The sequence below is a fragment of the uncultured Gilvimarinus sp. genome (assembly GCF_963975215.1).
Lineage (GTDB): Bacteria > Pseudomonadota > Gammaproteobacteria > Pseudomonadales > Cellvibrionaceae > Gilvimarinus.
The window spans coordinates 36,090-48,753 of the sequence record NZ_CAXBFW010000027.1; the positions used below are offsets into that span (position 1 = coordinate 36,090).

10 protein-coding genes and 1 other RNA gene are annotated in these 12,664 nt (G+C 56.7%); 7 read left to right on the plus strand and 4 right to left on the minus strand.

The features are described 5' to 3' along the window. Positions 1-91: 91 nt before the first annotated feature. Complete coding sequence (locus tag AAC019_RS14745) at positions 92-3,145, minus strand: FAD-binding and (Fe-S)-binding domain-containing protein (protein WP_339899874.1); 3,054 nt, start codon at positions 3,143-3,145, stop codon at positions 92-94. A gap of 145 nt (positions 3,146-3,290) precedes the next feature. Then, the gene (locus tag AAC019_RS14750; protein WP_339899875.1) at positions 3,291-3,701 is read right to left on the minus strand and encodes an MAPEG family protein; all 411 of its coding nucleotides are present in this window, start codon (positions 3,699-3,701) and stop codon (positions 3,291-3,293) included. A gap of 153 nt (positions 3,702-3,854) precedes the next feature. Here AAC019_RS14750 and fabV point away from each other — a divergent pair, with 153 nt between their 5' ends. From fabV to lpxL, 3 genes are read left to right on the plus strand one after another with little or no spacing between them, the layout of a single operon-like run. Beyond that, positions 3,855-5,039, plus strand: coding sequence for an enoyl-ACP reductase FabV (gene fabV / locus AAC019_RS14755; protein WP_339899877.1), 1,185 nt, complete (start codon positions 3,855-3,857; stop codon positions 5,037-5,039). An 8-nt stretch (positions 5,040-5,047) separates the two neighbouring features. Beyond that, positions 5,048-5,971: an acyltransferase gene (locus AAC019_RS14760; RefSeq protein WP_339899879.1), complete on the plus strand. Its 924-nt coding sequence runs from the start codon at positions 5,048-5,050 to the stop codon at positions 5,969-5,971. Then, on the plus strand, positions 5,968-6,885 hold the full coding sequence (gene lpxL / locus AAC019_RS14765; RefSeq protein ID WP_339899881.1) for an LpxL/LpxP family Kdo(2)-lipid IV(A) lauroyl/palmitoleoyl acyltransferase: 918 nt from the start codon (positions 5,968-5,970) through the stop codon (positions 6,883-6,885). Before AAC019_RS14760 ends, lpxL begins: the two co-directional genes overlap by 4 nt. 14 nt (positions 6,886-6,899) lie before the next feature. Here lpxL and AAC019_RS14770 read toward each other — a convergent pair whose 3' ends face one another. Both AAC019_RS14770 and tpx read right to left on the minus strand, forming a co-directional pair. Beyond that, positions 6,900-7,748 (minus strand): 6-carboxytetrahydropterin synthase, encoded by an 849-nt coding sequence (locus AAC019_RS14770; protein WP_339899883.1) that lies wholly within the window; start codon positions 7,746-7,748, stop codon positions 6,900-6,902. Positions 7,749-7,840: 92 nt separating this feature from the next. After that, positions 7,841-8,335, minus strand: a complete 495-nt coding sequence (gene tpx, locus AAC019_RS14775; protein ID WP_339899884.1) for a thiol peroxidase — start codon at positions 8,333-8,335, stop codon at positions 7,841-7,843. A 148-nt stretch (positions 8,336-8,483) separates the two neighbouring features. Between tpx and AAC019_RS14780 the strand changes: the two genes are divergently transcribed. The 4 genes from AAC019_RS14780 to AAC019_RS14795 all read left to right on the plus strand — a co-directional run. After that, entirely contained in the window at positions 8,484-9,980 is a 1,497-nt protein-coding gene (locus AAC019_RS14780; RefSeq protein WP_339899886.1) for an AbgT family transporter, read from the plus strand. Between the two features lie 98 nt (positions 9,981-10,078). Beyond that, positions 10,079-10,175: signal recognition particle sRNA small type (gene ffs / locus AAC019_RS14785), an RNA gene on the plus strand. A 135-nt stretch (positions 10,176-10,310) separates the two neighbouring features. Continuing rightward, positions 10,311-12,401 (plus strand): DNA polymerase III subunit gamma/tau, encoded by a 2,091-nt coding sequence (dnaX, locus tag AAC019_RS14790; protein ID WP_339899887.1) that lies wholly within the window; start codon positions 10,311-10,313, stop codon positions 12,399-12,401. A 19-nt stretch (positions 12,402-12,420) separates the two neighbouring features. Continuing rightward, positions 12,421-12,664: YbaB/EbfC family nucleoid-associated protein (locus AAC019_RS14795; protein WP_339899889.1), on the plus strand; the 244-nt coding region annotated here is incomplete at its 3' end.

Below are 12,664 nucleotides of genomic sequence, written 5' to 3' on the forward strand. Positions count from 1 at the left end.
AATAGTTTGGTTAAATTTATTAGCGCATGCAGTTACTCGGGTAGAGATGGGCTCGGCTCAGCAACTGCAAAAAATAATGGTCAGAGTCACGTTAGCCCTGGTAAGAGCTGAGCAGCACCTGCAGTGGGTGGGGTAGGCGCTGATCCTGAATGCGCTTTACCTGACTGCGACAGGAGTAACCGGTGGCGGTCAGCTTGCCGCTGTTGGCCGGCTCGGTCACCACCGCCTCCCAGCTTTGCGAGAAGATTTTCTTCGAGGTGGCAACGTTCGCCGCCTCGTGACCGTAGGTGCCGGCCATACCGCAGCAGCCGGTTTCAAGCACGCTAAGCTCTTGCCCGAGCGCTGTGTAAACGGTTTGCCAGTCTTTGATAGACGCGGCGGCATTGGTTTTCTCGGTGCAGTGGGCCAGCAGTTTGTAATCGCTTTTGCCAAATAGGGCGGTGGCTTCGGTTAAATCTTGCGCGGCTAACCACTCCTGAATCAGCGCTACCTTTGGGGCTTTATCTCCCAGCACTTTTTGGTATTCGCTGCGATAGGCCAGAGTCATGGAGGGCTCAAGCCCCACCAGAGCAATGCCGGTGTCGGCTAAGGCGTTGAGCATAGTGGCGTTGTTGTCGGCGGCCTTGGCAAAGGCCTTTAAAAAGCCGTGTACGTGCAGTGGCTTACCGTTGGGCTTAAAGGGCGCCAGCATGGGGTTAAAGCCGAGTATTTTAAGCAGCTTAATGCTGTCGAGTACCAGCTCGGTCTCAAAGTAACTGGTAAAGGCATCCTGCACCAAAATAACGGTTTTGGCTTTTTGCTCGTCGTTTAAGCTGGCGATGTTTTGCGCACTGGCGTAGCGCACGTTTAGCTCGCGCAGTGCATGGTCCAGGTTCACTCCGGTTAGCAGCGGGCTGTCTACCATGCCAGCGACTTTAGCCAGCACTTTTTGGCTCACTTTGGGCTTCATTACACCGTTATACAGCCAGGGTACCCGCACCATGGTGGGCATAATGTATTCCAGCGCGCCGATAAAATAATCTTTTAGCGGGCGCAGGTAACGGCCGTAGTACAACTCTAAAAATTTTGAGCGAAACTCGGGCACGTCTACTTTAATAGGGCACTGGCCAACGCAGGATTTACAGGCCAAGCAGCCTTGCATGGATTCGTTTACTTCGTGCGAGAAGTCGTACTGGCCGCGTTTTTTGTTGATGGTGTTTTTGATGCGCGCCGGCAGCGAGAAAACAAAGTGACGCTCGCGGTTGGCTTTGGCCTCTTGTACCGCATTAATGTCACGCTCGCTTAACTGCTTTAACCATTCGCGCACCAGCGATGAACGGCCTTTGGGCGAGTGGATACGCTCGCGGGTGGCCTTGTAAGACGGGCACATGGCGTCGTTGGGGTTCCAGTTAAAGCAGGCGCCGTTGCCGTTGCAGTGCATGCCTTCGGCGTAGCCATCCCATACCTCAACGGCGATTTTACGATCCTGCTGGCCGCGGGTGGTAACGCCATCAATGCTCAGCAGCGATAACTCGGCCGTTGGCGTGGCAATTTTGCCCGGGTTTAACTGGTTGTGCGGGTCAAACGCGGCTTTGATCTTTTGCAGTTGCGGGTACAGCTCGCCAAAAAACTTGGGCGCGTACTCTGAGCGCACGCCTTTGCCGTGTTCGCCCCACAGTAAGCCATTATATTTTTGCGTCAGATCAGCCACTTGATCGGATATCACCCGCACCAGTTTTTCTTGCGTCGGGTCTTTCATGTCGATGGCGGGGCGCACATGCAGTACGCCGGCATCCACATGGCCGAACATGCCGTAGGCTAAATTGTGGCTGTCGAGTAGCGCGCGAAACTCAAAAATAAAGTCGGCCAGGTGCTCGGGTGGCACGGCGGTATCTTCCACAAAGGGTATGGGCCGCGCTTCGCCTTTGGCATTGCCCAAAAGCCCGACGGCTTTTTTACGCATGCCCCAAATTTTACCCACCGCGGCGTTGCCCATGGCCACCGAGTAACCAATGCGGCCGGTGCTTTCACGGGCCGAGTCGTTCATGGCATCCAGAGCATCCGTCAGGCGTTTAATGCCTTCGGCCAAAGCCGCGTCGCTGTCGGCGGTGTACTCGACTAAATTAATGCCTTTGATCTCTTCACCGGGCACGGGCGGAAAATACTCGCTCACGCTGTGCCAAACGATGTCGTTCATGGCCAGGTTCAAGACTTTGGAGTCCACCGTCTCGATCGAGGTGGGGCCGGCTTTCATCAGCTCGGTCGCATCGCGCAATGCGGCGTTAAAATCCCGATAGTTAACATTCACCAGTGCCGAGCACTTGGGGATGGGCAGTACGTTGAGCTTGGCCTCGGTAATAAAACCTAAAGTGCCCTCGCTGCCGCACAGCACGCTATTGAGGTTAAATTCGCCCTCGTCGGTGCGGATATGGGCTAAGTCGTAACCGGTGAGGCAGCGGTTTAGCTTGGGGAACTTGGCATCGATCAATGCGGCGTGCTCGCGCTGAATATCGTCCACCATACGCACCACATCGCCCACCCGGTCGCTGCGGTTGCGCAGGGCCGCCAGCGCGGTGTCGTCCAGTGGCGCCGAGTCGCATACGCTGCCGTCCAACAGTACGGTTTTAAGCTCCAGTACATGGTCGCGGGTTTTGCCGTACAGGCACGAGCCCTGGCCCGAGGCGTCGGTATTGATCATGCCGCCGATGGTGGCGCGGTTGCTGGTGGATAGCTCGGGCGCAAAAAACAAACCGTAGGGCTTGAGCGCGGCGTTTAGCTGATCTTTAACCACCCCGGTTTGCACCCGCACCCAGCGCTCGGTCTCGTTGATCTCTAATATCTGGTTCATATGGCGCGAGATATCCACCACCAAACCGTCAGTGAGCGATTGACCATTGGTGCCGGTGCCGCCACCACGGGGGCTGAGTACGACCTGAGTAAACGCATCGCGCTGGGCCAGCTGGGCAATTAGCACTAAATCAGCCGTATTGCGTGGGTAGATCACTCCCTGAGGCAATACCTGATAAATCGAGTTGTCGGTGGCGAGGACGGTGCGGTTGGCGTAGTCCGGGTTTAAATCACCGGCGAAGCCCGCCTGTTGCAGCGCCTCGATAAAAGCTAAATAAACCGACTGAACAGGGGACGTTTCACGTATACGGGGGATCATAGGGCTCGGAGTCAATAAAGAGTGTAGAGGCGGGTATTTTACGGGGTTGCGGGCGGGAGAGCCAGAGGCGCTGACGGAATCTGGCTCTAGAGGCTATAAGGCTCACGGCCACTGACGGTCATGGCTACTTTTGATCAGGCTTTGCCTAGCGCGCCAACGAGGCTCCCACTAACACGCCCCACATAAGCAATAAACACACACTACTTGCCATAAACGAGCGCATACGCCAGCGGATTTTGCCGCGCAGGTGAAGCATGGCCTGAGCGATGCGGCAGGCTACGTAGAGCCAGGCAACCGTTAGCATAAAAATCCCGGTTAGTTGGGTGACCATAGCCGTGATACAGGCGGCGTAAAACAGTATGGGCATCTCCAGCAGGTTGTTGTAACAGCGCTGGCTAAGCACCATAGCCTGAGGCAGCTGATCGCTGGGGGTGGCGTAGGTTCTGAAGTGCTCCATCGCTACTTGGCCGCCTTTGATGGCGCTAACCCGCGCCTTAAACATGCGCAGGGCAACGTAAAACGTTAGTAGCACCAGGGCCGCCATGGGGTAAATCATAAAACCTCCTAGTTAGGCTAAAACGCCGTCAGGGCCGGCAGGCTCTGTTAATCGGCGCCGAGAGCACTATAATACCCCCTTTTCAGTTAGTGCAACCGCTAGGTTGCGTGGCGGCAGGCGGCCGCAAATGCTTACACAACAGGATGCAAGTCTATGATTATTAAGCCAAAAGTTCGTGGTTTTATCTGTATTAATGCCCACCCCGAGGGCTGCGCCGCCCATGTGCAGGAGCAAATTGATTACACCCGCGCCCAGGGCGAGGTGGCAGGTGGCCCCAAAAACGTTCTGGTGATTGGCTGCTCGACCGGCTATGGCTTGGCATCGCGCATTACCGCCGCCTACGGCAGTGGCGCAAAAACATTGGGTTTGTGTTTTGAAAAGCCCCCCACCGAGCGCAAAACCGCCTCGGCCGGCTACTACAACACCGCGGCCTTCCATGCCGCGGCCGAAAAAGACGGCCTGTACGCCCGCACCATTAACGGTGATGCCTTTAGCAATGAGATCAAAGCCGACGCAATTGCCGCCATTAAAGAAGACTTAGGCAAAATTGATCTGGTGGTTTACTCGCTGGCATCACCCCGGCGCACCGACCCAAACACCGGCGAGACTTACAACTCGGTGTTAAAGCCCATCGGCGAGGGTTACACCGCCAAGAATTTAAACACCGACACCATGAAGATCTCTGACATTACCGTCGAGCCCGCCAGCGATGAAGAAATCGCCAACACCGTAAAAGTAATGGGCGGCGAAGACTGGGAGATGTGGATGGATGCACTGGCCGAAGCCGATGTTCTGGCTGAAGGCGCTAAGACTGTCGCTTACACCTACCTGGGCGATAAACTGACCTGGCCCATCTATGGTCACGCCACAATCGGTAAAGCCAAAGAAGATCTCGACCGTGCCGCCTCGGCCATTGCCGAGCGTTTAACCGACAAAAATGTCAGCGCCAATGTGGCCGTACTCAAGGCACTGGTGACTCAGGCAAGCTCGGCGATTCCGGTGATGCCGCTGTATATGTCGATTTTGTTTAAAGTGATGAAAGAAAAGGGCACCCACGAGGGCTGTATCGAGCAGCTACAGCGGTTGTTCACTGAGTGCTTATATTCAAACAGTCCGCGTATCGACGATGGCAATCGTTTTCGGGTTGATAACAAAGAGCTTGACCCCGCTACTCAGGCTGAGGTGGAGGCCATCTGGCCCCAGGTGACCGAAGACAACCTGATGAGCCTGACCGACTACAAAACCTACCACGAAAACTTTTTGAAGTTGTTTGGGTTTGGTTTTGACGGCGTGGACTATGACGCGGAAACCTCACCGCTGGTGTCGCACAACTTCTAAGTGCCGTGGTGACCTCGTTAATATCGCTCGTGCGGGGCGCGCTCTCGCTACTGTTATTTGTTGCGGTGACTTTGCTGATCAGCGTGCCGCTGATCAGTTTGTCGCTGCTCAAATTGGTGGCTTACCGCAGTACCTATCGGCCGGCGCTAACACGCTGGACCGATAAAGTCGCTAGTGCCTGGATCAGTGGTAATAATGTTCACCAGCGCTGGTTGCTGCCGACCCGGATTGCCTACGAGGGCCCCGAGCACTTTAGCCGCCGGCAGTGGTTTATGTTGGTGGTAAACCATCAAAGCTGGGTGGATATTTTAGTATTGCTGCGGTTGTTTAATCGCGAGGTGCCTTACTTTAAGTTTTTTTTAAAGGCCTCGTTAATTTGGATACCCGTACTGGGGCTGGCGTTTTGGGCATTGGACTTTCCGTTTATGCGCCGCCACACCAAAGCGCAAATCGCCCGGGACCCGAGCTTGGCCGGTAAAGATTTAGCCACCACGCAAAAGCAGTGCGAGCGTTACAGCAACAAACCGGTCACCATTATTAGCTACCTCGAGGGCACACGTTTTACGCCGGCTAAGCACCGCGCGCAAAGCTCGCCGTATCGCCATTTGCTGTTGCCCAAAGCGGGTGGCTTGGCGTTTACCCTTACCGCGATGAACGGCCGCATTAAAACCTTGCTGGACGTGACTATTCACTACCCCGAAGGGCGACCCAGTTTTATGCAGTATATTGGCGGCAAGGTCGGGCTGATTAACGTGCACGCCCGCGAGCTGGCGGTGGGTGAAGATCTGCTGGGCAATTACAGTGAGGATGCGGCGTTTCGCGCGCACTTTCAGGGATGGATTAACCGTATTTGGCAAGAAAAAGACGAGCGCCTTGAGTCTCTGTCGCACTCCGGGCAAGTCATGCCCCACAAGAAAAGTATCCATTTATGAGTCGTACCCGTTTTAGTCCGTCCCTGCTTAAGCCGCGCTACTGGTTGTCGTGGTTGGGGGCCGGTATTTGGTTTTTGTTTGCCCAGCTGCCTTACAAATGGCAGTTGTGGGTGGCACGGCGCTTGGCGCCGCTGTTGTACCTGAATAAAAAGCGCATTAATTTTGCTCGGGTTAATCTCGAGCGTTGCTTTCCCCAATTATCCGAGCACGAGCGCGAGGCGTTGCTTAAGAAAAACACCGAGTCAATGATGATCGCCGCCTTTGAAACCGGCATGGGCTGGTTTTGGAGTGGCCGCCGCCTGCGCAAGCTGCACAGCATTGAAGGCGTGGAGCATATCCATCAGGCGCAGCGTGAAGAGCACGGCATTTTATTGTTAACTACGCACTTTAGTACGCTGGATATTGGCAGTGCATTCTTGGGCCAAAACATCGAGTACGACGGGTTTTACCGCCCCCACAGCAATGAAGTTTACGACTACCTGCAGCGCAAAGGCCGCGAGTCATACTGCGCCGGCTGGGTGATTCCGCGCGATAACGTGCGCACCATGATCGCGCGCCTGCGCCAGGGGCGTGCGGTATGGTATGCACCCGATCGCGATTTGGGCGCTAAAAATAGCGTATTTGTGGATTTTTTTGGCGTGCCGGCCGCGACCATCACTGCCACCAGCAAAATCGTTAAGCTTGGCCGGGCAAAAGTGATTCCTTTTACCCAGGTGCGCATGGACGATGGTTCGGGTTATAAGTTGACCATCCACCCGGCGTTTGAAGATTTTCCCAGCGGCGACGATATTGCCGATACCCAGCGGGTGTCGGATTTTATGGCCGAGCAAATAGCCAAGTGCCCCGAGCAGTACTTTTGGGCCCAGCCGCGCTTTAAAACCCGCCCACCCGGCGAGCCGGATTTTTACGAGTAGCTGCTCAGGCGCTGTTAGCGGTAAGCTTCGGCACCTTTGTTGATGCCTTCAAACGCGCGGATGCGCAGCTCGACGCTGGGGTTGTCGGCGGCGGTGGTGGCGGCAATGTGCTCGGCTAAACACTCGACGGTGGTGTCGGTATCAATGATGTAACAGCAGCGCTTAGGCAGCTGTAAGGTAAAGGCGCCTTGCTCCGAGGTGTAAGCAAAATCGAAATAATCGGCGCCGTTAATGGTAGGCTCGGCGCTGATGTCCTCGCGACTGCCGATATAAATATCGCGCCAGCATTCGGCCCAGTGCGCTTCGAGGTTGGCTGACTTTTCGCCGTCGGCCCAAATATCGATGCGCGAGCGGTGCCCGTGGGCAATGCGCTGGCAGTTGCCGCCGTGCTTTTTTAAGCCGTGGGAGTAATGATAAAAAGCACCCTCTATTTGCTCGGTGCTAAAGCTGAGTTCGAGTTTTTCAATTTCATCGCGAAACGCGCTTTTTAGCTGTTGCTCGCACCAGCGGGCAATGGTTTCGGCGGTTAGGGTTTCGGCCTCGACCAAAGCGATGGCCTGACGCGGACTTGTGGTGTGAATGTGTTCACCGTTATCGAGTGTCCAGCGGATGTCCAGCTGATCGCCATTGGCATTTATCTCAATGTTGGGTGCCTGGGTGGGTACTGCCAAGCGGTGGTCCAATTCGGTATCGAGCCAGTCGCGCACGATTTTTTTAACCACGCCAAAGTCGCACACCATGCTTTGATCGTCCAGATCGCCGTGCAGGCGAATATTGGCCAGCCAGGTCTCGCCCAGTAGCCCGCGAGAGGCGTCGAGATAGCTAAAATCCACATTGGTGAGGTTATCGACAAACAGTAACATAGGTGAAGGGTCCGGGCTCGTTAATGCCCCGCATGATAGCAGATCCCGGCGACGCTCGCCGCCGGGATCATGGTGCCTATAGCGTCAGCCGTTTACAGGGCTTTTAACGCGGCGTCGTAGTTTGGCTCGTCGGCCACTTCGCTAACCAGCTCCGAGTAAGCCACTTTGCCATCGGTATCGATTACCACAACCGCACGGGCGGTGAGCCCAGCCAACGGGCCGTCGACAAACTTAACGCCGTAATCTTCGGCAAAGCTTGAGCGAAAGGCCGAACCGTTTTCTACTTGATCTAAGCCTTCGGCGCCACAAAAACGCGCTTGGGCAAAGGGCAGATCTTGCGACACGCAAACCACGGCGGTGTTGTCCAGCTTGTTGGCCTGCTCGTTAAAGGTACGCACCGACTGGGCACAGGTGGGGGTGTCGACACTGGGGAAAATGTTCAGCACCACTTTTTTGCCTTTTAAATCGCCCAGGCTCAGTTCAGACAAGTCTGATTTAACCAGAGTAAAATCCGGTGCTGCACTGCCAGTGGCGGGCAGTGCGCCGTTGGTGTTAATAGAATTGCCTTTTAAGGTAACTGTAGCCATATAAAACTCCGTGCGTTAATCGCGTGTAGGTAAAGGGGGCGAGAGGCTCTGTGCGTCGCTCCTGTTACTGTGGTGGCAAAGCTGTAAAATTCAATGGGCGGGCGTTTAATCCGCCCCAATCCATTAAACCGACATAGCTGACGACAATATGACACCAGCCACCGACGCCCCCCGAGCCCACCGCCTGCTGGCCAGACTTGAGCGTATTGGCAATCGTCTGCCCAGCCCTGCGTTGTTGTTTGTCTGGCTGGCGGGGCTGATTGCCGCGGCCTCTTGGCTGGCAAGTTTAACGGGTTGGCAGGCAAGCCTGCCCGGTGGCGAGTTGGTAGTGGCGCGCAACCTGATAAGCGCCGAGGGCGCACGCTGGTTACTTGGCTCGATGGTGGACAACTTTGTTGGTTTTGCACCTGTGGGTGCGGTGCTGGTCACGATGTTGGGGCTGGGTGTGGCCGAGCACTCGGGCTTACTGCGCTGCGTGTTGTTGCGCTTAGTGCGCCGCGCCCAGGGCGGCCTGTTAAGTGTGATGGTGGTGCTGACGGGTATTTTGTCGAATCTGGCGTTTGACGTGGGTTATGTGCTTTTGATTCCGCTGGCGGGTGTGTTGTTTCAGTTGGCCGGAAGGCCGCCGCTCGCCGGTATTGCTGCCGCCTTCGCCGGTGTGTCGGCCGGTTACAGCGCCAATTTATTGCTGGGCCCGGCGGATGTGATTTTGGCCGGTATCACCCAAGAGGCAATGGCGGGCGTGGCGCCTGGTTACCGTGTAAGCGTAGCCGCCAACTATTACTTTACAGCGGCCTCAACGCTTGTGTTGGCGTTGGTGGGCGCCTGGGTAACCGAGCGCTGGGTGGCGCCGTTTTTAGGTGAAGGTGACGATGCGCATGATGCTCCTGCGCCCGAGCCTGTGCAGGAGCGGCCGCGCGATACCCGCGCGCTATGGCTGGTGGGGGTTTGGTCACTGCTGTTTGTGGCACTGGTGCTGTGGGCGAGTGTGGCCGTGGACGCTCCTTTGCGTGATGAATCCGGCTCGTTACAGCTGACTATGTTGGTCCCTTTGATTGCGATTTATGCCGCTGTGGCCGGCTTGTTGTTTGGCCGTGTTAGCGGCCGCTATAGCACCGTGGGCGATATGGTGGCCGGTATGGAAGAGGCTATGGCCACGCTCGCCAGTTATTTAGTCATTATGTTTTTTGCCGCGCAGTGCGTCGCGTGGTTTAACTGGACGAGCTTAGGCGCGCTGATTGCGGCCAGCGGCGCCGCGCTGTTAGGTGCTCTTGAAGGGCAGGGTGTGTTACTGCTGATCGGCTTTATTGTTATCAGTGCCCTGATTAACTTGTTTGTCGGTAGCGCCTCAGCCAAGTGGGCGCTGTTGGCACCGGTGTTTGTGCCCATGCTGTATTTACTGGGCGTGTCGCCCGAGCAAGCGCAAATGGCCTACCGCATCGGCGATAGCAGCACCAATATTATCACCCCGCTGATGCCGTATTTTGCCGTGGTCGTGGCATTCGCCGCGCGCTACCGCAAAGGCTGTGGCATGGGCACCTTGGCGGCGATGATGCTGCCTTACTCGCTGAGTTTTTTACTGGTGTGGTCACTTATGTTCGCGCTGTGGTTGCTTATTGGGCTGCCGCTTGGGCCTCAGGCATAAAGGCTGCTGGCCGTTAAAAAGCACCCTTGCATTCGGGGTTAAAACTCAGGATAATGCGCGGCCTCGACAGACTCGCTCTGTCGCTGCAATGGTGGCCCTGTCGGTCCCCTCGCAATGGTCAATCGTGAACTCCGCCAGGCCCGGAAGGGAGCAACGGTAGCGGTGATACCATGTGCCGGGGTGTGGCTGGCGGGGTCGCCTCCATCTTCTTTTTGCTTCTCCCTTTGCTCAATTTTTACGCTGTCTGTCTGGCGGTATCCTGGCCCCGTATTTATTTGTATCCGGGACAGCTATAATCCCGAAGATTACGACTAAGGAATCGAGGAAGGCATGAGTTATCAGGTCCTGGCCCGAAAGTGGCGCCCCCGTACGTTTCGCGATTTGGTGGGGCAAGAGCATGTGCTCAAAGCGCTGGTTAACGCGCTCGACCACGATCGGCTGCACCACGCCTATTTATTTACCGGTACACGCGGTGTGGGTAAAACCACCATCGCGCGGATTCTTGCCAAGTGCCTAAACTGCGAGACGGGCGTTAGCTCTGAGCCCTGTGGCCAGTGTGCCGCGTGTGTCGAGATTGCCGAGAACCGCTTTGTCGATTTGATCGAGGTGGATGCCGCCAGCCGTACCAAGGTAGAAGATACCCGCGAGCTGCTGGAGAACGTGCAGTACGCACCGACCCGCGGCCGCTACAAGGTGTACCTGATCGATGAGGTGCACATGCTCTCGACGCATTCGTTTAATGCGTTGCTGAAAACCCTGGAAGAGCCACCACCGCACGTTAAATTCTTGCTGGCGACCACCGATCCGCAGCGCCTGCCGGTAACGATTTTGTCGCGCTGCCTGCAGTTTAACCTCAAAAACATGACACCCGAGCTGGTCACCGGTCATTTGCAGCACGTGCTCGAGACCGAGATGGTGCCCTTTGAAGAGAGCGCCCTGTGGCAGCTGGGCCGCGCCGCCGACGGCAGTATGCGCGATGCCCTAAGCCTTACCGATCAGGCCATTGCCTTTGGCTCGGGTAAAGTGGTCGAGGCCGATGTTCGCGCTATGTTGGGCACCATCGATCGCAGCGCGGTTTACGATATGGTGTTAGCGCTTACCGCCGGTGACGGCAAACAAGTGCTGGATGCCGTGGCGCAAATGGCTGAGCACGCGCCGGACTTTGCCAGCGCACTGGCCGACATCCTATCTATTTTACACCGGGTGGCCATCGCCCAAGCGCTGCCCGAGGCGGTGGATAACAGCCACGGTGATCGCGAGCAAATCCTGCAGTTAGCGCAGCAGTTACCCGCCGAAGACGTTCAACTGTTTTATCAAACCGGCCTGATTGGCCGGCGCGACTTACCCCTGGCGCCAGACCCGCGCGCCGGGCTCGAGATGGTGTTGTTGCGCATGCTGGCGTTTCGCCCCCAGGGCGTGGCCGACGTGCCTACCCGGGCACTGGCATCGGGCTCGCCCAACCCCGCACACGGCGCGGCGACCCAAGTGGCACAGGTTGCATCTGATACCAATCAGGCTCCCCCAGCGGCTCAGAGTGCTGCGCCATTAGCCGAGACAACCGCCGCTGCGGCACCAGTACCAGAGGCTCAGGAGGCGCCAGCAGAGCGTCCGCCCCAGCCCCCAGCCGCCTCGCAAGAGCCCGTGACGCCCGCAAGCCAAAGTGCTGAGGGACGTGATAACAGTGCCCACCCGCAGCGCAACGATAACGAAGACAGCGCCCCGGATTACGAACCCTACGACGACTCAGGCTCTCAAGCGGCGGCCGAGTACGAGCAGTTAGCCGGTCAAGCGCACAATGAGTCCAGCGCGAGCCAGTCTGAGCCCCAACCAGCAGAGCCCGCCAGTGCGCCGGCGGTCGAGGTGCCCTGGCAGGTGGATGAGCCTGCGGCTGCGCCAAGTCAGCCCGCAGCCACACCCAGTGAACCGGCAGCACAATCACCGTCACCAGCACAGCCAGAAGTGGCATCCAGCCCAGCGCCACCGGAGCTGAAATCGGCCCCCGAGCCCATCGCTATGGTGAGCCTTGCCGATACTGCGCCGCTGCGCTGGCCCGAGATTTATCTGGGGCTCAGTGTGGGCGGTGTTATGCGTAACACGGCGGCCAACTGTGAGTTGGTGGGGCGCCAGGGCAATCAGCTGCACTTTATTTTGGATGAGCAAAATAGCAGCCTGTACGATGAAAGCCATCAGCAGCGCCTGGCCGATATTCTTAACGAATATTATGGCGAGCCGGTCAGCGTGGTGATTCAGCCCGGGCAAGTGCAAACCGAAACACCCGCGCAAATCGCCACGCGCAAGCAAAGCGAGCGCTACGAGCAAGCGGTTGAATCGGTTAAGTCAGACCCCATTGTGCAGCAGCTGGTAGAACATTTTGCCGCCACCTTAGACGAAGTCACCGTCGAGCCAATCGATCAGAATTAACAAGCTACGAGGTAATACCATGAAAGGCATGGGAGATATCATGCAGCAGGCGCAACAGATGCAAGAGCGCATGCAAAAAATGCAAGAAGAGCTGGCCAGCGCCGAAGTTATCGGTCAGTCGGGCGCGGGTTTGGTGTCGGTCACCATGACCGGTCGTCACGACGTAAAAAACGTCAGTATTGATCCGAGCTTACTGCAAGAAGACAAAGAAATGCTGGAAGATTTATTGGCCGCCGCGGTTAACGATGCCGTGCGCCGGGTAG